The sequence below is a fragment of the Amycolatopsis sp. NPDC051371 genome, from assembly GCF_040682155.1.
Classification (GTDB): domain Bacteria; phylum Actinomycetota; class Actinomycetes; order Mycobacteriales; family Pseudonocardiaceae; genus Amycolatopsis.
Map to the genome: position 1 here is coordinate 269,509 of NZ_JBFBAG010000005.1, position 20,506 is coordinate 290,014.

Annotated in this window: 14 protein-coding genes and 1 tRNA gene; 10 read left to right on the plus strand and 5 right to left on the minus strand. The window is 69.0% G+C overall.

What is annotated here, in order from left to right:
- Positions 1–104: 104 nt before the first annotated feature.
- The 3 genes from AB0M59_RS09635 to fxsT are packed head-to-tail and all read left to right on the plus strand — an operon-like array spanning position 105 to position 7,020.
- Positions 105–1,601 carry a hypothetical protein gene (locus AB0M59_RS09635; protein ID WP_364611406.1) on the plus strand — a complete coding sequence of 499 codons (1,497 nt, stop codon included), beginning with the start codon at positions 105–107 and terminating at the stop codon, positions 1,599–1,601.
- Positions 1,598–2,635 carry a MoxR family ATPase gene (locus AB0M59_RS09640; protein ID WP_364611409.1) on the plus strand — a complete coding sequence of 346 codons (1,038 nt, stop codon included), beginning with the start codon at positions 1,598–1,600 and terminating at the stop codon, positions 2,633–2,635. The genes AB0M59_RS09635 and AB0M59_RS09640 overlap by 4 nt, the downstream gene beginning before the upstream one ends.
- Positions 2,632–7,020 carry an FxSxx-COOH system tetratricopeptide repeat protein gene (fxsT, locus tag AB0M59_RS09645; RefSeq protein WP_364611412.1) on the plus strand — a complete coding sequence of 1,463 codons (4,389 nt, stop codon included), beginning with the start codon at positions 2,632–2,634 and terminating at the stop codon, positions 7,018–7,020. The genes AB0M59_RS09640 and fxsT overlap by 4 nt, the downstream gene beginning before the upstream one ends.
- A gap of 24 nt (positions 7,021–7,044) precedes the next feature.
- Here the strand turns inward: fxsT and AB0M59_RS09650 are convergent, their stop codons facing one another.
- Positions 7,045–8,811 (minus strand): HEXXH motif domain-containing protein, encoded by a 1,767-nt coding sequence (locus AB0M59_RS09650; protein WP_364611415.1) that lies wholly within the window; start codon positions 8,809–8,811, stop codon positions 7,045–7,047.
- A gap of 547 nt (positions 8,812–9,358) precedes the next feature.
- Positions 9,359–9,431, minus strand: a tRNA-Arg gene (locus tag AB0M59_RS09655).
- A gap of 150 nt (positions 9,432–9,581) precedes the next feature.
- Between AB0M59_RS09655 and AB0M59_RS09660 the strand changes: the two genes are divergently transcribed.
- The gene (locus AB0M59_RS09660; RefSeq protein ID WP_364611418.1) at positions 9,582–10,682 is read left to right on the plus strand and encodes an epoxide hydrolase family protein; all 1,101 of its coding nucleotides are present in this window, start codon (positions 9,582–9,584) and stop codon (positions 10,680–10,682) included.
- Here the strand turns inward: AB0M59_RS09660 and AB0M59_RS09665 are convergent.
- Entirely contained in the window at positions 10,679–11,509 is an 831-nt protein-coding gene (locus AB0M59_RS09665) for an SDR family oxidoreductase (RefSeq protein WP_364611421.1), read from the minus strand. The genes AB0M59_RS09660 and AB0M59_RS09665 overlap by 4 nt on opposite strands.
- 105 nt (positions 11,510–11,614) lie before the next feature.
- Here AB0M59_RS09665 and AB0M59_RS09670 point away from each other — a divergent pair, with 105 nt between their 5' ends.
- Positions 11,615–12,034: a MarR family transcriptional regulator gene (locus AB0M59_RS09670; protein WP_364611424.1), complete on the plus strand. Its 420-nt coding sequence runs from the start codon at positions 11,615–11,617 to the stop codon at positions 12,032–12,034.
- A gap of 154 nt (positions 12,035–12,188) precedes the next feature.
- Positions 12,189–13,109 (plus strand): cation diffusion facilitator family transporter, encoded by a 921-nt coding sequence (locus AB0M59_RS09675; RefSeq protein ID WP_364611427.1) that lies wholly within the window; start codon positions 12,189–12,191, stop codon positions 13,107–13,109.
- A 76-nt stretch (positions 13,110–13,185) separates the two neighbouring features.
- Here the strand turns inward: AB0M59_RS09675 and AB0M59_RS09680 are convergent, their stop codons facing one another.
- Entirely contained in the window at positions 13,186–13,896 is a 711-nt protein-coding gene (locus AB0M59_RS09680) for a DUF305 domain-containing protein (protein ID WP_364611430.1), read from the minus strand.
- Complete coding sequence (locus tag AB0M59_RS09685; RefSeq protein WP_364611433.1) at positions 13,893–14,717, minus strand: DUF3105 domain-containing protein; 825 nt, start codon at positions 14,715–14,717, stop codon at positions 13,893–13,895. Before AB0M59_RS09685 ends, AB0M59_RS09680 begins: the two co-directional genes overlap by 4 nt.
- Before the next feature lie 263 nt (positions 14,718–14,980).
- On the opposite strand from AB0M59_RS09685, the gene argS reads away from it, so the two are divergent.
- Genes argS through thrC form a run of 4 tightly spaced genes read left to right on the plus strand, consistent with a single transcriptional unit; the run spans position 14,981 to position 20,447 of the window.
- Positions 14,981–16,636 (plus strand): arginine--tRNA ligase, encoded by a 1,656-nt coding sequence (gene argS, locus AB0M59_RS09690; RefSeq protein ID WP_364611436.1) that lies wholly within the window; start codon positions 14,981–14,983, stop codon positions 16,634–16,636.
- A gap of 3 nt (positions 16,637–16,639) precedes the next feature.
- A complete protein-coding gene (gene lysA, locus AB0M59_RS09695; protein ID WP_364611439.1) occupies positions 16,640–18,070 on the plus strand; it encodes a diaminopimelate decarboxylase in 1,431 nt (476 codons plus the stop codon).
- Complete coding sequence (locus tag AB0M59_RS09700) at positions 18,067–19,389, plus strand: homoserine dehydrogenase (RefSeq protein ID WP_364611483.1); 1,323 nt, start codon at positions 18,067–18,069, stop codon at positions 19,387–19,389. Before lysA ends, AB0M59_RS09700 begins: the two co-directional genes overlap by 4 nt.
- The gene (gene thrC / locus AB0M59_RS09705; RefSeq protein WP_364611442.1) at positions 19,386–20,447 is read left to right on the plus strand and encodes a threonine synthase; all 1,062 of its coding nucleotides are present in this window, start codon (positions 19,386–19,388) and stop codon (positions 20,445–20,447) included. Before AB0M59_RS09700 ends, thrC begins: the two co-directional genes overlap by 4 nt.
- The last annotated feature ends 59 nt before the right edge of the window (positions 20,448–20,506 follow it).

A 20,506-nucleotide genomic window follows, 5' to 3' on the forward strand; every position in this document is an offset into this window, starting at 1 on the left:
AAATAAAAAAATTCTAGTCAATCCCCTGAAAGGTAGGAGCGACTCGTGGCCTGACATCGCTATCATGGTCGGTCTGTCCCCATAGTGAGGCGGAGGGGCTTGCCATGGCGGGTGAGACACCGGACGGCGGCGTCCTGTGGTCACTCGTCGAAGCTTTGCACCGGGTCTCGTGCCTGGTCGATCTCAACAGCAGGCGGCTCGTGCTGCAGATCCTTTCCGACGAACTCGGGTATTCGCTGCCGGTTACCGAGTATCCGCAGACGAACCTGCATTTGTTCGCCATCGTCGAAGCCTGCCGACAGCGGCCGGACGGTCTCGCCGCCCTGCTGAGCGTGCTGGAGAAAATCGAGCCGGGGACCATCGGGATGACCACCCTCCGGCGGATCATCGTCGACATGACGTCGCTGGAGACGTGGTCGGCCGAAGAGCGGCGGCAGCTGTTTCGCTTGTTGTCCGGTGTAGCGGTCCCGGACGTCGCCGAGATCTACGGCTTGGCCGGCGGGGGCGGTGCGCCGCAACTGCAGCACGAAGCCTCGCTCGAGGACGCCTTCTTGGCGCTGGACACCCTGAACTCGGGTCCGGACGGACTGCCCAGAAGCCTGATGTTCGTCGAGCGTATCGCCGCCCGCCTGCGGTTCGATCTGGCGGAGGAGATTCGCAGGTGGGTCGATGAGAAGACGAGGCGCATGGGTCTCACCGCGGAGATGAATGCTTTCCGTGACCGGGTGAAGGGCGTGACTCGGTCGACCGCACCGCCCGCGCCCCGCTCCGAGGCGTACCTGGTTTTCCTGTTGCAGCCCGAGGGGCCGACCGGCGATCGGTACCGCCTGTCCCACTGGCGCCAACTCGACGTGTCCGAAGGCTGGTACCCGGAACGGGGTCAGGACTACATCGGCGGCTTCGATGAGATCAAGTACAAGGTTGCAGAGCTGGCTGAGCAGGTCGAAGGCGAGTGGGCCCCTTACGACCCCGATATCCGCCTGGACTTCGTCCTCAGCCGCGACCTGCTCCACCTTGACGTAGACCAGTGGCAGTGGGAAGCGGAAACCGCGGTGCCGGAACCGCTCGGCTGCCATTTCCCACTCGGCGTGCGCAGCCTGGAGCGGATGAAGTTACGGAAGTGGCATCGCGCCTGGTTCGTCCGCTGGAAGGAACTGAAGGCTCAAGCCGGCGGCGGTGGGCCCATCGCGCTGGAATCCGGGTTCTGGAGCATCGATGACGAGACGCGGAACCTGCGGGAGCTGACCTCCCGGTTCGAAGCCCGGCCGGAGCTCGTGGCCTTCGTCTTGAGCGCGCCTCCGCACGCGTTCACAGCGGAAAGCGACGAGATCGCGGTCGGTCTCCGCGCGGGGTTCCCCATCATGGTCTGGCACCGAGAAGACTGTCGTTCGGAGGAATTTTCCCACACCGTGAAAGAACTACTGCACGCCGAGGACTCGCACCACCTGCTGGAGCGCCTGCGGCTCATCCGGCTGTCAGCCTTCGCCGAAGGACCGGAAGGAACGCACGTGGGCAGCCGGCTCGCGTTGTTGTACGACGATCCGGAACGGATCGTCCTGCCTCAGCGCCCGGGAGCCCCAGAGGCGGTGCCCAGCGCATGACGAATGCCGAATCGGCGAACCACGCCGGAGACTGGCGGATCTACCGCGGAACGGGGCTTCCCGGCGCCGCCGCGGACTCTTTGCCGAGCCCGCCGCCCTGGCGGCGGTTCGACGGTGAAGGCACGGCCAGTCATCCGGAGGACGACGATGGCGACGGCGGCCGCCGGATCGGCCGGTCGCGCACGCAGCCACGGGTGCCGGACCCGCGCGAGGTGGCCATGGTCAACGCGGCCATCCACCTGCGCCGCCCGCTGCTGGTCACCGGTCGCCCGGGAACAGGGAAATCGAGCCTGGCTTATCTGGTGGCCGCTGAACTCGGACTCGGTCCGGTGTTGAAATGGCCGGTATCGAGCCGGACAAAGCTTCAGGACGGGCTTTACCTCTACGACGCCATCGGCCGTGTACAGGCAGCCCGTGCGCACCTCGAAGAACGGTCTGACATCGGCAACTACATCCGACTCGGCCCACTCGGAACCGCATTGCTGCCGTTTGAGAAACCGCGAGTTCTGCTGATCGATGAGCTCGACAAGAGTGACATCGACCTTCCGAACGACCTACTCAACGTCTTCGAAGACGGCGAATACGAAATCGACGAACTCGTCCGGATCGCCAAACAACAGCCGGAGGTCGCGGTTCTCACTAACGATCGCGGCGGGTCGGCCATCGTCAAGGACGGCCGGGTCCGGCCGCGTGCTTTTCCGATCGTCATCGTCACGAGCAACGGTGAACGAGAATTCCCGCCCGCATTCCTGCGAAGGTGCCTGCGGCTGGAAATGCGCCCCCCGACCATCGAGCAACTCGGGCAGATGGTAGCGGCGCAGTTCGGGGAAACCGACGGTCTGGACATCCGGGGGCTCATCCGCCAGTTCCTCGAACAAAGCGAGCGCGTCGGCGGCCTGGCCTCAGATCAACTGCTGAACGCCGTGCACCTCGCCGCAGAGCTCGCGACATCCGGCGCTTATCAGACCGACGACGAGTGGAGGGAACTCCTCGAGGCGATCTGGCACCCGTTGTCGTCCCTGGAGGCGGAATGACCGCCGACGAGACGCCGTCCCCGGACACACCGCGTCCGTCGCTGAGCAGCGGGGATCTGACCTGGCGGGAAGTACGCGACGCACTCTGGCTGGCCAGGCGGCTCGGCGCCGAGTGGGCGACCGATGCGCCGGGTGGAAAGGTGGAGCCGGGGCGTCCGGCCGACGGCGCAGACAGGGAGCTCCCCGAGCCCGAACCCACTCACCCACCGGTGGGAGAAACCGGGCGGGCCGCGCCGCAGCGGGAACCGGAACCCACCGGGACCGACCAGTCCACCGCGCCGGGGCGGCAGGTCTTCGAGCCAGGTGAGCCGGGGTTCCTCCGCGCCACCGGTGTCATCGCCGACGACGGCCAGGGGGCCGCACCGCTGCTCACGTCGATTGCCCCCGCCTTGCCGGACGCCCGGGGAGTCACCCGGGCCCTGCGGCCGCTCATGCGTACTTCGCCCTCGCCGTGGGCCACAGTTCTGGACGAAGAGGCCACGGCGATCCAGGCCGCCGACGACGGGATGTGGCTGCCGGTGTGGCAGCCCGACCTGTGGCACAAGTTCGAGCTGTCGCTTGTGGTGGACACCGCTCCCTCGATGGAGATCTGGCGGAACACGGTCACAGAGTTCCGGAACCTGGCCCGCCGGCAGGGCGCGTTCCGCGATGTGCGGGTACACCTGATGGACAGTTCGGAGCCGTCGCCGGGGGACCCTGTGCTGCGCGCGGAAGGCTCCGGCGGAGTGCGTTACCGCGCCCGGGATCTCACCGATCCCACCGGACGCAGGCTCGTTCTGGTCCTGACGGATGCGATCGGCTCCACCTGGCACGACGGCGTGGCGCACGAGATGCTGGCCCGCTGGTCCGAGCAGATGCCGGTGGCGGTCGCGCACGTGCTGCCGCAACGGCTTTGGACGTGGGGCGGCCTTTCGCCGAGCCGGCTCCGCCTGTCCGCGACGGCCCCCGGAGTGCCCAACCGACGGCTGCGGGTGCGGCCTCGCGAGCCGGTGTCCGGCGACGCGCCGGCGGCCGCCGACGGCGCAGTCGCCGTGCCGGTGTTGAACCTGTCCGAGGCGTGGCTGAGCGACTGGGCGAAGTTGGTTTCGACGGCGACCACGATTGAAACGACGGCGGTCCTGGCGCACCGCGACCACCGCAAGCGCCTGGCCGCCGGGCCGCCGGTCGAGCCGCTCGAAGAGCTGTCACCACGCAGCAGGGTGCTTCGCTTCAGGACCTATGCGTCCGCGCAGGCTTTCCAACTGGCCGGACTCCTTGCCGCGGCACCGCTGAACCTGCCGTTGATGCGGCTGGTGCAGCGTGTGCTGCTCCCGGGCTCGGGGTTGCCCGCGCTGGCCGAAGTGCTCCTCGGGGACCTGGTTCAGCGGGTTTCCCGGAACACGGCCTCGGATCCGTCGGAAGTGACGTTCGAATTCCGCGACGGAGTGCGCGCGGAGCTTCTTTCGGGTGAAAGACGCGACACTACCGTCCGAGTCGCCCGTGTCCTGGGGCAATATGCGGGCTCTCGGATCGCGGCCCTGCGCAACTATCGCGACGCGATAGACGACCCCGACACGACCTCACGACTCGAAGCGTCGCCGGAGAACGTCCCGTACCTGCGCGTTCAAGAAGCCGTCTTCCGTGCTTTGTCCGGAAGGTATGCCCGTCGTGCGAAGAAGCTACGGGCCGAACTGGCGCCGTCGGCTCGACAGTCTAGTGTGCTCCGCAACACTAGATCAATTCAGAGCGACGACCCCCAGAACCTCGGAGAGCCGAACTTGATCACGACCGAGAGCCCGACTTCGTCGGGCGGACCCGCGGGTGCCACCACCCCTTCCGGAGGAGACGACGCCGTGACCACTCCCGCATCGACCGTCTCGGTCACAGGTTCTCCGACGACAGCTCGGGTCCGGCCACAGATCTGGGGTACCGTCCCGCTGCGTAACCCTGACTTCGTCGGCCGGAACGAGTTGCTGGACCAACTCCGGAACCGGTTGGTCCAGGCGGACATGGCGACCGCGGTGCTTCCCGAGGCTCTGCACGGCATGGGTGGCGTGGGCAAGTCGCAGACCGTGGTCGAATACATCTACCGGCACGCCAGCGAATACGACGTGATCTGGTGGATACCCGCCGAGCAGCCGTCGCAGATTTCGAGCAGCCTCGTCGAACTGGCGAAACGCCTCGGCTTGCAGGTGCCGGGCACGGCGGACGCGGCAGTTCCGGGTGTGCTGGAAGCACTGCGAAAAGGCGAGCCGTATTCACGCTGGCTGCTGGTATTCGACAACGCCGACCGGCCCGATGTCGTAAGCCCCTTCTTTCCAGCGATTTCCGGCGACACCGGCCATATCGTCGTCACTTCGCGCAACTCGCAGTGGTCCGGCGTGGCGCGCACGGTCGAGGTCGACCTCTTCACCCGGGAAGAAAGCAAAGAACTGCTTCGCAAAGCCGGTGGAGAAATCACCGATGCGGACGCCGACGTGCTCGCGGAAGCGCTGGGCGATCTGCCCCTGGCCGTCGAGCAAGCGGCGGCGTGGCGGGCGCAGACCGGTATGCCAGTCGACGAATACCTTGAGCTGCTGGACCAGAACCTCGCCGAGCTGACGACGGAGTTCGAAACCGCGGACTACCAGCGTTCGGTGGCCGCCGCGTGGAACGTCCCGCTGGCAAAACTCCGGGCTTCGCACCGGGCCGCCCTGCAACTGCTCCAGGTGTGTGCTTTCTTTGGGCCGGAGCCCATCTCGCGGAATCTTTTCACCGCCGTGCGGAACGCGCCGGTGCCGGATGCTCTCGGCGACGCGCTCAGCCAGCCGATCAAGCTCAACCTGGCGATCCGGGAGATCAGCCGCTACAGTCTGGCGCGGCTTGATCACCGGAGCAACACTCTTCAGCTGCACCGATTGGTGCAAACGGTGCTGAAAAACCAGCTGACCGACGCTGAGCGGGACGAGATGCGGCACGCGGTGCACGTGCTGCTGGTGCACGGCGACCCCAACGACCCGGAGAACTCGGCCAATTGGAAGACTTACTCCGAGCTGCTCCCGCACGCCATGGTGTCGCGGATGATGGAGTGCCGCTCCGACGCGTGGGTGCGTCGGATGATGGTCAACCTGGTTCGCTATCTGGTCAGTTACGGCGACTACGAAGGTGCTCGGGAGACATCGCACGAGGCGCTCGAAAAGTGGCAGGAGATGTTCGGCGAGACTGACCCCGACACCCTGTCGATGGCTCGGCTCCAAGGCGTCTCGCTGTGGCGGCTGGGCCGCATGGAAGAGGCGCGCACGCTCAATAGTCGTACCTACGAACTGGTGAAGGAGACCATGGGAGAGGAGAACGAGCTCTTCCTCAGTGTCGCCAACACGGTGCGCCAGGACATGCGGTCACTGGGCCGGTTCGATCGCGAGCTGGAAATGGGCGAGGATATCCTCGAGCGGTCCAAGCGCGTCCTCGGTGAAGACGATCCGGCGACACTGGCCGCGGGCAACAACCTGGCCGGCACCTTGCGTCTCGTCGGCAAGTTCTTCGAGGCGCGCGATCTCGACGAAGACGTCTGGCGGCGGAAGAAGATCGTGCTCGGCGAAGAACACGTCGACACGTTCCTTACCCTGAACGCTTTCGCGATGGACCTGCGTGAATGTGGCCAGTACGTCGAGGCTTGCGAGCTGCAGGAACAGACGCTGAACCGGCAACGAGAGGTGGTCGGCGCCGACCACCCGCGGACGATCGGCGCGATGCGTAACCTCGCTGTCGCCCGTCGCAAGGCCGGCGATCATGAAGGGGCCTACCAGCTCTCGAAAGAATGCGCGGAGCGTTACCGGCGCCGGCACGGTGACCAGCACCTCGACACCATCACGTCGGAGACGTGCAACGCCGCCGACTTGCGTCACCTGGGCGATCTGGCCGGGGCACTTGAGCTCGGTGAGTCGAGCCACCGGCTCTTCGTCGCCACCCACGGAGCCGAGCACCCGTTCACGCTGGTGGCGGCCATCAATCTCGGTATCACGCTGCGGTTGATCGGCAGCCTCGACCGGGCTCACGAACTCGACGAGCAGACGGCCGTGTCACTTCGGCAGGTTTTCGGGGACGACCACCCCTCCACGATGGTGTGCGTCACGAACCTGGCGAGTGACCTGGCGGCGCTGGGCCGGATACAGGAAGCGTACGACCTCGACGTCGCCAATCTGGAGCGGTCGGCCCGGGTGCTCGGCCCGGATCACCCCGCGACGCTGGCGATCGCGGTGAACCTGTCGATCGACCTGCGTGCCATGGCGCGTGACGACGAGGCCACGATCCTGCACGGGAACACTCTGGAACGGCTGCGAATCGCGCTCGGCGAGGGGCACCCGGCCGTCGCCGCAGCGGTCAAGTCCGAGCGAGCCAACTGCGACACCGACACCATGCAGCTCTGAGCCGGCGCCCGCCGTGCCCGCCGGTCAGCCGGTGGGCACGGCACTGGTCAGCCAGTTCACCAGCTGGACCGGCCGGTCGCACGGGTCTTCGCGGCCGAGCAGCCGGTCTCGGACCCCGAGCACCAGGTGGGGTGCGGTGAGCAACGTGTTCCGCTGTCCGTCTGCACTCATGGTGAGTCCCAGGCCGAGCCAGGCCTGGTCGTCCTGGGGTGCGCCCAGGATCGTCGCGATGTAGGCCGTCCGTGCGGCGGTCAGGTCCCCGGCCATGTAGGCCAGGTCCGCCGCTGAGAGGTTCCGGCGACGCGCTCGCTGTCCCAAGTAGCGCAGTCTGAGCAAGTCCATGCGGGGCGAGTGGGGTACTGACCTACGCCACGGCGTGACCTCGGCGGGCCCGGCCGGTGGCCGCGGTGGCTCAGTACCGGCCAGCCACGCCTCGGTTGTGGCGGCCACCCAGCTCTCGTCGGGGCGAAGGTGGCGAAGGCACCAGGTGGCTTGTTGCTCATTCGCCACCCGGGTCACTGCCGCATCGAGCTCGGCGGGGACATCGGCGTCTTCGGCCGCAGTCAGCCGGGCGGACAGGGACTCCACGAAGAACCGGCCGAGATCAGTCAGGGCGCCGGAAGCCAGGAGCACATCGGCCGTCTGCCGGACCTGCTGCCGTCGATAGGCATAGCTGAACTGGGCGTGTCGTCCGCCGGCTTCGTCCTGCCCGAGTTGGACCCGCCAGAACTCCACGGCCGTCAAGAACGCGAAGATTCCGTGAAGCAGACCGCTGGCCGGCCGTGGATCGTCGCGCCACGGTGCGTACAGGAGCTCGGAGAAATTCGGGTCGACCAGATCAACTAGATCGAGGAGTGCGTTCATCTTGGAATGCTGCAGCTCGTGGACGAGCGCTTCGGCCAAATCGACCGCTGAATACTTCGAGGTCATCGCGATCGCGCCGAAGGCGATGGACGAGGACGCGCCGGTGAAGGAGCTTTCGGTTTCGAGAGGGACGAGAGTCGACATTCCGCTGGCCAGTTCGGTGGCGAATCCGGGATAGTGCGAGGTGAGGATCTGCCACGCCTCGTCGATAAGCTTGGTCCACTCGGAGTATCCCGGCTGGTCCAAGGGGTTCGGCGCAACCGGTGCTGAGAAGGTCCGATACGGCCCACGGTCATCGATCTCCACGGAGAGCCGGGTTCCGCGGTACTCGACCGTGTGCCGGTTGACCGGAACGAATCCGGGACTCGGCAATGGCGGGACGAACTCGACGGAAACGCCTCCGACGAGCGCGCGCAGGATGCCCGACCCGTCCGGAGCTGTCTCGAGAATCGCCTTTCCGGCCGGGAAAGCGGACGGGAGCCGCAGCTGGCCGACGGTCGGGAGAGTGGCCACGCCGTGCACGACCGGGACGTCGATCGTGCACGGGATACCGCACCGCAGAGCCGCGGCTCCGGTGAGCGAGGCGAGGTAGTCCAGATCCGTCCGCAGCGGCGTGCTGTCGACGGGTGCGCCCGACAGTTTCCGGAGCGATCGGGTGAGCCAGACCCCGGCGGACGGGTGTAGCAACAGCTCATCGACTAGTGCGGAGTTCCTGCTTTCCGCGGCGATGAGGATAGGCCACACGTGTGCCGATGCCGCTCGCAGGCCTGCGGCTTCGATTAGTTCGATCAGCGCCCGAAGCTGGAGTTTTCGCCGGCTGAGTTGCCCGGCTCGCAGTTGGTCCACGACGAGCTTTCCGGCCGGCCCAGTGGAAAGCTGAGTGAACGACGGCCACGGCAGCTGGTGCCGCGGTAGCTCGACCGGCATCCGGTTCATCTCCTTTTCGCCGGTCCACCCGAAGTGAATCGTGGAGATCCCAGGCGCGGATCACAGCTTGATCTGTGCTTGCCCCTGAACTTCGTCGATGTCGACGAGTTTCGAGCTGTCAAAAACTTTTCTGATCGCCGAGTCCAACGACGGAGTGCGGATAGAGCGCAGTTCCCGGAGCGAAACCCCGGTCAGGTCGAGCAATTCCGTGCATACGTCCGAATCGGTTGACCTCACGCCGACCAGCCTCCCTATCACGACCGCGTTGTTCCATTATGCCTGACGGACGGGTCCGGCGGAAACCATCGACCGTCGGGTTCGGGTTCACGCCGGCCGCGGCCGGATCGCAGGTGCTGTTGCGCGTGCAACGCACAGACCGATCCCGCGCGCCAGCGCCGCAGACCTAAGCGAGGGTCCACGCCAAACCTGACCACGCTGGGGCCCGGGGATTTGTCTCCGGCGGGGGTCTGGGGGTTCAGACCCCCAAAAAGCACGAAACCCGAGGCAGGGTTCGCGCGTTCCGCGAACACACCTCGGGCATCTCGGGTGCCCTCGGCAGGATTCGAACCTGCGACACCTGCCTCCGGAGGGCAGTGCTCTATCCCCTGAGCTACGAGGGCCCATCGCTGGGCGACTCCAAAAGCTTAGCGCATCCTCCGGACCCCTCGCGGGCAGGTGGCCGCATCCGGGAACCTGCTGGTCAGAGCTATAAAAGTTGATCCATTCGCCGGGACGTCGCTAGCGTGGGAAGCCCGCTTGAAGGAGCCGAGATGGTCAAGCCGTTCCAGGTGTCTCTCGATGAGGCCGATGTCGCCGACCTGCGGGAGCGGCTTCGGCGGACTCGGTGGCCCGAGGCCGAGACCGTCCAGGACTGGTCGCAGGGTGTGCCGCTCTCCTACGTCCGGGAGCTGTGCCGGGACTGGGGTGAGGAGTACGACTTCGGGTTCGCCGCCCGGCTGAACGCCTTCCCGCAGTTCCGGGCCGAGGTCCATGGGGTCGGCCTGCACTTCGTGCACCTTCGGTCGCCGGAACCCGGCGCGCTGCCGCTCGTGCTGACCCATGGGTGGCCCGGGTCCGTTCTCGAGTTCCTCGACGTGCTCGGACCGCTGACCGATCCCGCGAAGTACGGCGGCGATCCCGCCGACGCCTTCCACGTCGTCGTTCCGTCGCTGCCCGGGTTCGGGTGGAGCGACAAGCCCGCGCTGAAGATCGCGCGGGTCGCCGAGCTCTTCGACCAACTGATGCAAGAACTCGGCTACGACCGCTACGGCGCCCAGGGCGGTGATTGGGGCGCCGCCATCACGAACGCCCTCGCGCGGTCCGGGCGGGTCGTCGGGGTGCACGTCAACTTCGCGCCCGTGCGGATGAACCAGGACGATCCCACTCCGGAGGAGCGGCGGGCGCTCGCCGACCTCGAAGAGTTCCGGCGGTCCGGGAGCGGCTACTCCGCCCAGCAGGGCACCCGGCCGCAGACGCTCGGCTACGGCCTCACCGACTCGCCCGCCGGCCAGGCCGCCTGGATCGCCGAGAAGTTCTGGGCCTGGACCGACAACAAGGGTCACCCGGAGGACGCCGTCGACCGGCAGAAGATCCTCGACGACATCTCCGCCTACTGGTTCACGGCGACGGCGGCGTCGTCGGCGCGGATGTACTGGGTGAACAACGACCGTGACCTGTCCACAGTGGACGTTCCGGCCGGCGTTTCGGTGTTCCCCAAGGAGATCGTGCGGCCGTCGCGTCGGCAGGCCGAGCAGCGCTACACCGACCTGCGGTGGTTCGAGGAGCTGCCCGCCGGCGGCCACTTCGCCGCGCTGGAGCAGCCCGGCCTGTTCGTCGAGCAGGTCCGCGGCTTCTTCCGGCTGGTGCGCTAGGCGAGCCAGCCGGTCGTCAGCCGCTGCACGGCCGAGCCGTCGCGGTCGGCGAACTTGAGCCCCGTGAACTCCTCGGCCTGCTTCGACGTCTGGATGCGGAACGCCGGCGCGTCCGCCGTCATCGCGCCCAGGATCACCTCGGCGACCTCGTCGGCCGTCTGGGCGCCCTCGAACGACTTCGTGACGTTCGCGATGTACTTCTGCAGGGACTCCGCGTAGGGGCCGGCGTCGGCGAAGAGCCGCTCGTCGACGCCGATGTTGTTCACGAACTCCGTCGCGACCGCGCCCGGTTCGACGACGCACACCGTGACGCCCTGGGCCGCGGCGACCGGCGCGAGGGACTCCATCATGCCTTCGACGGCGAACTTCGCCGCGCAGTAGGCCTCGTTGAACGGCTGGCCGACCGCCCCGCCGATGCTGGTCACCGTGATCACGCGGCCGCCGCTCGCGCGCAACGCCGGCAGCGCGGCCTTCGTCGTCTCGACGACGCCGAAGAAGTTGACCTCCATGGTCTCGCGCACCGCGGAGACCGGCTCCTGCTCGAGCGTGCCGACGTGACCCGCGCCGGCGTTGTTGACCAGCACGTCGAGCCGGCCGTAGTCGGCGAGGACGCCTTCGAACGCCGCGCGGACGGACGCCGCGTCGGTCACGTCGAGCGGGCGGATGTCCAGCTCGGCGTCGCCGGCCGCTTCCCGCAGCCGGTCGGCGCGGGCGGGATCGCGCAGGGTGGCGACCGTCCGGAAGCCTGCGCGGGCCGCCCGGACCGCGGTGGCGAGGCCGATCCCGGTGGACGTCCCGGTGATCAGGGCGACGCGGTCGTTGCTCATCTCGAACCTCGATGTGATTCAGGTGAATGATGGTTAATGCAGTGAACTAAAATGACTATAGACATGGATGGTTCATGCAGTCAACTATCGGCTTACACTTGCCGGATGAGCGCTGACCCGATCACCGACGACGTCGTCGCCCTGCTCGCGCGGATCGTCGACCGGTTCGTCGGCTCCTACGAGTCCGCCGCGGCCGCGCAGGGCCTGACGACGGTGCAGGCCAAGGTGCTCGGCGCGCTCGGGGAGCCGCTGCCGATGCACCGGATCGCCGAGAAGCTGAACTCCGAGCGCTCGAACGTGACGGGGATCATCGACCGCCTCGAAGCGCGGGGCCTGGTCGAGCGCCGGTCCGACGACCGCGACCGGCGGATCAAGAACATCGTGGCCACGCCCGCGGGAGCCCTGCTGGCGCGCGACTTCCGGCGCTCGCTGGGCTTCGCGGCCGAACCGCTCGCGACGCTGGGTCCGGACGACCGGGTGCAGCTGCGTGACCTGCTGCGGCGGATGGTCGACGCCGAAGCGTGACGGGTCCGCCCGCTGGGAAACCCCGCCTGGTGGATTGGACGCCGCGAGCCCGCGGAGTAGCTTTCGGGCGGGTGAACTTAGGGTGCCCTCTATTGCATATATGCGCATTCGACTATATGTTTGGCGTCGACGGTGAACCGCGAACGGAGGCGGAATGGGACACGGCCACGGGCACGGCCAGTCGATCACGCCGGCGAGCGCGTCCGGCCGGTACGTGCGGAGCCTGACCATCGCCCTGGGCATCGGCGCCGGCTTCATGGTGCTCGAGTTCATCGTCGGCTTCACGACCGGCTCGCTGGCCCTGATCTCCGACGCGGCGCACATGTTCACCGACGTCCTCGGGGTCGGCATGGCGCTCGCCGCGATCATCCTGGCGCGGCGCACGGGCCCCACGGTCAGCCGGACCTTCGGCCTCTACCGCGCGGAAGTGCTGGCCGCCCTGGCCAACGCGGTCCTGCTGTTCGGCGTCGCGGGGTACGTGCTCGTCGAGGCCGTCGGCCGGATCGCCGACCCGCCCGCGGTGCCCGGCCTGCCGGTGCTGCTGGCCGCCACGGCCGGCCTCGCGGCCAACATCGTGTCGTTCTGCGTGCTGCGGTCGGGCGCGAAGGAGAGCCTCAACGTCCGCGGCGCCTACCTGGAGGTGCTGGCCGACCTGATCGGCTCGGTCGGCGTGCTGCTCAGCGGTGCGCTCACGCTGCTGACGGGCTGGCGCTACGCCGACCCGATCATCGGTGTCGCGATCGGGCTGTTCGTGCTGCCCCGCACGTGGAACCTGGCCCGCCGCGCCCTGCGCATCCTGTTCCAGCACGCGCCCCGGGGCGTCGACGTCGGCGCGATCAACGCGGAGCTGTCGGCGCTGCCGGGCGTGGCAGACGTGCACGACCTGCACGTGTGGACGCTGACGTCGGGCATGGAGGTGGCTTCGGCGCACTTGACGCTGGCGCCGCCCGCGCAGCAGTCGGACGTGTTGCTGGAGGCGCAGACCCTGCTGTCGTCGCGGTACGCGATCGAGCACGCGACGCTGCAGGTGGAAGCGCCCCAATGTGCGAGGCGGTGCCAGGAACTCTCCTGGTGAGGCACCGCCGGCCTCGGAAGCAGCGAAAAGGCCCCCTTCCGGTGACCAACGCCGGGAGGGGGCTTTCGCTAACTGGTCAGGGGAGCGGCTGAGCGCCCCGTCCCGAAAGCATCAGCTTCATCTGGTCCATCTCCGCGCCCTGCGACGTGAGGATGCTCCGGACCAACGCCTGCAACGCCGTCATCGAGGAATGACCCGCCGCGTACTGGGCCATCGCCGTGCCGCCCTGGTGGTGGCGGAGCATCAGCTGGAGGAAGTACACGTCCAGCGCCTTACCCGACAGTGAGCGCAGCTTGGCGAGCTCCGCCTCCGTCGCCATTCCGGGCATCAGGGCGCCCGCACCAGGGTTGACCGACGCTGTGCCCATCGACATGCCGTCGTGGCCGGACATCGGCTCGGTCATCCACTTCATCGGCGCGCCGATCGCCTGCTCCGGCTGGTCCCAAAGCATGAGCCAGCCCTTCATCCGGCCGACCTGCTCGAGCTGCGTGCGCTCGATGTCGAAGGCCAGCTGCCGGATCTCCGGGTCGGTCGAGTGGTCGCGGGCCCAGCCGGCCATCGTGACGGCCTGCAGGTGGTGCGTCGACATGTCCTGGGCGAAGCCGACCTCGACCGACCCCGCCGCCGGTGTGGCAGCGGCGGAGTCGTCGTCGATGGTGCGGGTGAGGAACATCCCCGCCGTCGCGCCGATGAGCAGCACCGCGAGCAGCGTCCCGCCGATGATCACCCAGCGGGACCAGGTCGGCTGCTCGGGAGCGTCGGCCTCGACGTCGGCTTCGGTGCTCACTTGGTCGGGGTCGCCGAAGGCGCCGGGGCGCCGGTCGAGGGAACGGGCTGCTGGCCCATGCCGCCGGTCTGGTCGGCCTGCGCACCCGTGCTGCCCTTGTAGTCCATCGACTTGGCGTCCGGGCCCGGCTTCGACGGGTCGAACGGCGGCGGGTTGTCCGGGTCGAACTGGCCCGCGCCGAGGGCGTCGCACGACGCGCCGACCTCGGGGTAGACGCCGTTCGGGTTGCTGCGCAGCGCGGCGATGAACTCGTCGATCCGCGCGTCGTCGGCCTTGTCCAGCTTCAGCTGGTGGCCCCACGACTGCAGCGAGATCGGCTTGTCGAGGCCCGGGTACGGCGACAGCATCGTGTACGGCTTGCCCTCGGCGCGGACCTTCAACAGGTTCAGCGCGTCCCCGCTGATCTGCTGCGGGTTGTAGGCGATCCAGACGGCGCCGTGCTCGAGCGCGTGGACCATGTTCTCGGTCCGGACGGCGTTCGGGTACACCGTGCCGGTGCAGGTGGCCCAGTAGCCGTCGTGCGGGCCGCCGAACGGCGGGGTCTTGTCGTAGGCGACGCGCTCGGTCGGGAGCACGTGCACGCTGCCGGTGTAGGTGGCCGTCACCACGCCGGGGATGCGCTTCGAGGGGTCCGGGTCGGACGCCGTCGGCGCGAAGGACGCAGCCGCCGCTTCGCGGTCGGACTGCTCACGCTTCGGCGCGGAGGCCACCATGTAGTAGGTGATCACGGCGCCGGCCAGGGCGACGATGGCCACGACCGCGATGATCGTGCCCCACGGCGTGCCCTTCTTGCTCACCACGGAACCACGGGCCGCCTTCACCGCCGACCCCTTTTTCCGAGTTGTCCCGTTCGCCATGGCTCCCGCGTTCTCCCTCTGGTGGCTGCGGACGGATTCCCGCCCGGGCCAGTGTAGAGACCGCCCGTCTGATCACCGTTAACGCCTCACGCAGTGCCAAACCGAGGCTCCGCCTCGGGCCGGGGGCTCCGCCACCCGGGCCCCCGAAAAGCGGTTTGTGGATGCCCGCCGTGACGTGGCCGAGACCGCTGCGAGCGCCCGACCAGGGCACACCTAGAATTCGACGAGTGACTCCCGCCGCTCTCGCCGACCTGGTCCGCAGCTCCGCCGTGCAGGTGCTCGCCGCACGCGGCATCGACGACGCCGTGCTGCCGGAGCAGGTGACCATCGAACGCCCGCGCAACCCCGACCACGGCGACTACGCGACGAACCTGGCCCTGCAGGTGGCCAAGAAGGCCGGGCTGAAGCCGCGCGAGTTCGCCGAGGCGCTCGGCGCGGCGGTCTCGGCGGACGACGGCGTCGCCTCGGCCGAGGTGGCGGGTCCCGGCTTCCTCAACTTCCGGCTGGCCGCGGCCGCGCAGGGCGACATCGTGCGCCAGGTGCTCGAAGCCGGCGCCGCGTTCGGCCGCGGGAACGCGCTGGCCGGCACGAAGATCAACCTCGAGTTCGTCTCGGCGAACCCGACCGGCCCGATCCACCTGGGCGGCACCCGCTGGGCCGCGGTCGGCGACGCGCTGGGCCGGGTGCTGGGCGCGCAGGGCGGCGAAGTCACCCGCGAGTACTACTTCAACGACGCCGGCGCCCAGATCGACCGGTTCGTCCGGTCCCTGATCTCCGCGGCGAAGGGCGAGCCCGCGCCGGAGGACGGCTACGCGGGCGGCTACATCAACGACATCGCCGCCGAGGTCATCAAGGCCGAGCCGAGCGCGCTCTCGCTGCCGGAGGAGCAGCGGCACGAGACGTTCCGCCGGATCGGCATCAACCTGATGTTCGCCGAGATCAAGCAGAGCCTGCACGAGTTCGGCACCGACTTCGACGTCTTCTTCCACGAGAACTCGCTGCACGAGTCGGGCGCGGTCGACGCCGCCGTCCAGCAGCTGAAGGACTCCGGGAACCTGTACTTCGGCGACGGCGCCTGGTGGCTGAAGTCGTCGGAGTACGGCGACGACAAGGACCGCGTCGTCATCAAGCAGGACGGCAACCCGGCCTACATCGCCGGCGACCTGGCCTACTTCAAGGACAAGCGCAACCGCGGCTTCGACCTCTGCATCTACATGCTCGGCGCGGACCACCACGGCTACATCGCCCGCCTCAAGGCCGCGGCCGCCGCGTTCGGCGACGACCCGGCGACGGTCGAGGTGCTGATCGGCCAGATGGTCAACCTGGTCAGCGACGGCAAGCCGGTGCGGATGTCCAAGCGCGCGGGCACCGTGATCACCATGGAGGACCTCGTCGAGGCCGTCGGCGTCGACCCGGCCCGCTACGAGCTGATCCGGTACTCCGTGGACTCCACTTTGGACGTCGACCTGGACCTGCTGCGCAAGCACTCCAACGACAACCCCGTCTACTACGTCCAGTACGCCCACTCCCGGATCCGTTCGATCGAGCGCTCGGCGGGCGACCTCGGCCTCAAGTCCGATGTGGACGTCGACTACGGACTGCTGGACTCGCCCGCCGAAGGTGAACTGATCCGCACCATCGGCGAATTCCCCGAAACCGTGCGCCGCGCCGCCGACATGCGCGAGCCGCACCGGATCGCGCGCTACCTCGAAGAACTCGCGGGAGCCTTCCACAAGTCCTACAACTCGAGCCGCGTGCTGCCCCAGGGCGACGAAGAGGCGACCCCTCTGACGTACGCGCGCCTCGCCATGTACGGGGCGGTGCGCCAGGTCCTCGCCAACGGCCTCGCCCTGGTCGGTGTCTCCGCTCCGGAACGGATGTAAGAAATGGCTCACCCCGCGGGCCCCAGGCACGCCGACGTCTACACCCACGCCGACACCTCCGGGCTCCAGCCGTCGGGAGTCGAAGAGCTCGACAAGATGCCGGCGAAGGTGTGGCCCCGCAACACCTTCCGCGCCGCCGACGGCGTCGTGCGGATCGCCGGGGTCGACGTCCGCGAGCTCGCCGAGAAGCACGGCACGCCCTTGTTCGTGGTCGACGAGGCCGACTTCAAGTCCCGGTGCGCCGACTACGCCGAGGCGTTCGACGACCCGTCGCTCGTGCACTACGCGTCGAAGGCGTTCCTGTCCATCGAGATCGCCCGCTGGGTGGCCGAGCAGGGGCTGAGCCTCGACGTCTGCAGCGGCGGCGAGCTCGCCGTGGCGCAGCGCGCGGGCTTCCCGGCCGACCGGATCACCTTCCACGGCAACAACAAGTCGCCCGCGGAGCTCGAAGCCGCGATCGTCGCCGGGGTCGGCACGATCGTGCTCGACTCGTACTTCGAGATCGCCCGGCTGGCCGACATCGCCGCGCGCCACGACGTCGTGCAGGCGGTGCTCATCCGGGTCACCGTCGGTGTCGAGGCGCACACCCACGAGTTCATCGCGACCGCCCACGAGGACCAGAAGTTCGGGTTCTCGCTGGCTTCCGGCGACGCCGCCGAGGCGGTGCGCCGGGTGCTCAACGCGCGCTCGCTCAAGCTCGTCGGCCTGCACAGCCACATCGGCTCGCAGATCTTCGACGCCGACGGCTTCGAGGTCGCCGCCCGCCGCGTCGTCGGGCTGCTCGCCGACCTTGCGAAGGAGCACGGCCCCGAGCTGCTCGACCAGCTGAGCCTGGTCGACCTCGGCGGCGGCTTCGGCATCGCCTACACCGAGAAGGACAACCCGCCGCCGCCGGCGCAGATGATCACGCAGATCCGCGAGATCGTCCGCAAGGAGTGCGCGTACGCGGGCCTGCCGGTGCCGCGCATCGCCGGCGAGCCCGGCCGCGCCATCGCCGGTCCCGGCACGGTCACGCTGTACGAGGTCGGCACCATCAAGGACGTCTCGCTCGGCGACGACCTGTCGCGCCGGTACGTCAGCGTCGACGGCGGGATGAGCGACAACATCCGGACCGCGCTCTACGACGCGGTGTACGACGTCCGGGTGGTTTCCCGCTCCGCGGGCGACAACGAGCAGCCGGTGCAGGCCGTGCTGTCCCGGGTCGTGGGAAAACACTGTGAGTCCGGCGACATCGTCGTACGAGACTGCTGGTTGCCCGACACGCTGGCTCCCGGCGACCTGCTGGCGGTCGCGGCGACCGGTGCCTACTGCTACTCGATGGCGAGCACGTACAACCGGCAGCCGCGCCCGGCCGTGGTCGCCGTGCGCAACGGCGGCTCCCGGCTGCTGCTGCGGCGCGAGACGACCGACGACATGCTCCGCCTGGAGGTCTGAACACAGTGGCTGCCCCAGAAGAACGCCGGGCCGTCAAGGTCGCCCTGCTCGGCTGCGGGACCGTCGGCAGCGAGGTCGCCCGGCTGCTCGCCGAGCAGGCCGGTGAGCTGGCCGCGCGGGCGGGTGTGCGGGTCGAGCTGGCCGGCATCGCCGTCCGCCGCCCGGACAAGCACCCCGAGCTGCCGCCGGAGCTGCTGACCGCCGACGCCGAGAAGCTCGTGACCAGCGACGACGTCGACGTCGTGGTCGAGCTGGTCGGCGGCATCGAGCCGGTGCGCGGCTGGCTGCTGGCCGCGCTGAAGGCCGGGAAGTCCGTCGTCACGGCGAACAAGGCCCTGCTGGCCGAGCACTCCGCCGACCTGTTCGAGGCGGCCGACGCCGCGGGCGCCGACCTCTACTTCGAGGCCGCGGTCGCCGGGGCCATCCCGCTGCTGCGCCCGCTGCGCGAATCCCTCGCGGGCGACCGGATCACGCGCGTGATGGGCATCGTCAACGGGACCACGAACTACATCCTGTCCGCGATGGACTCCACCGGCGCCGGCTACGCGGAGACGCTCGACGAGGCCAGCCGCCTCGGGTACGCCGAGGCCGACCCGACCGCCGACGTCGATGGCTACGACGCCGCGTCGAAGGCCGCGATCCTCGCGTCGCTGGCCTTCCACACCCGCGTGACGGCCTCGGACGTGCACCGCGAGGGCATCGCCGACGTCACCGCCGCCGACCTGGGCGCGGCCCGGATGCTGGGCCGCACGGTCAAGCTCCTGGCGATCTGCGAACGCGTGGCCGACGACGACGGCGTCGAGTCGGTCTCCGCCCGCGTGCACCCGGTGATGATCCCGCGCAGCCACCAGCTGGCCGGGGTGGGCGGCGCGTTCAACGCCGTCTACGTCGAGGCCGACGCCGCCGGCGAGCTGATGTTCTACGGCCAGGGCGCGGGCGGCGCGCCGACCGCGAGCGCGGTGCTCGGCGACCTCGTCGCGGTGGCCCGCAACCTGGTGGCCGGCGGCCGCGGCCCGCGCGAATCCGCGCACGCGGCGCTGCCGGTGCGGCCGATGGGCCAGACGCCGACCCGGTACCACGTCAGCCTTTCCGTGGCCGACCGCGCTGGTGTGCTCGCGCAGGTGGCGCAGGCGTTCGCCGGGCACGGCGTGAGCATCGCGGCCGTGCGGCAGAGCGACGTCGGCGACCGCGCGAGCCTGGTCGTGGTGACCCACCAGGCACCGGACGCGGCCCTGCAGTCCACTGTGGACGAGATTGCGAAGCTCGATGTCGTCCACGAAGTCGTCAGCGTGATGCGGGTGGAAGGCGAAGACCAGTGACTACCCAGGCCTGGCCGGGAATCATCGAGGCGTACCGGGACCGCGTCCCGGTACCGGACGGGGCGCAGGTCGTCACGCTCGGGGAAGGCAACACGCCGCTGCTGCCCGCGCGGCACCTGTCCGAGCTGACCGGCTGCGAGGTGCACCTCAAGGTCGAGGGCGCGAACCCGACCGGCTCGTTCAAGGACCGCGGCATGACCGTGGCCATCACACACGCGCTCGCGAGCGGGCTCAAGGCGGTGATCTGCGCGTCGACCGGCAACACGTCCGCCTCGGCCGCGGCCTACGCCGCCCGCGCCGGCCTCACCTGCGCCGTTTTGGTGCCCCAGGGCAAGATCGCGATGGGCAAGCTCGCCCAGGCCGTGCTGCACGGCGCGCGGATCCTGCAGGTCGACGGCAACTTCGACGACTGCCTCGAGCTGGCCCGCAAGACCGCGGCCGACTACCCGGTCACGCTGGTCAACTCGGTCAACCCGGTGCGCATCGCCGGCCAGAAGACCGCGGCGTTCGAAATCTGCGACGCGCTGGGCGAGGCGCCGGACATCCACTGCCTGCCGGTCGGCAACGCCGGGAACATCACCGCTTACTGGGCGGGGTATTCGGAGTACGCCGCTGACGATGTGGTGAAGAACACTCCGCGGATGTTCGGCTTCCAGGCGGCCGGCGCGGCGCCGCTCGTGCTCGGCGAGCCGGTGCGCGACCCGGACACGATCGCGACGGCGATCCGGATCGGCAGCCCGGCGTCGTGGACCGCCGCGGTGAAGGCGAAGGAAGCGTCCGACGGGCTTTTCGAGGCCGTGACGGACGAGAAGATCCTCGAGGCGTACCGGCTGCTGGCCGGGCGCGAGGGCGTGTTCGTCGAGCCGGCGTCGGCCACCAGCGTGGCCGGCCTGCTGGCCACGGCCGCCGACGGCCGGCTGCCTCGCGGCTCTCGCGTGGTGTGCACGGTCACCGGGCACGGCCTGAAGGACCCGCAGACGGCCCTGGCGGGCAACGTCGAGGTCGAACCCCTCGCGGTGGACCCCTCGGCGGTCGCGGCGGCGCTGGACCTGCGGTGAGCACCAGCTCGCCGGCGCCCCAATGTGGCGTTCGGGGGGGGCGGGGCGCCCCGGAGCGA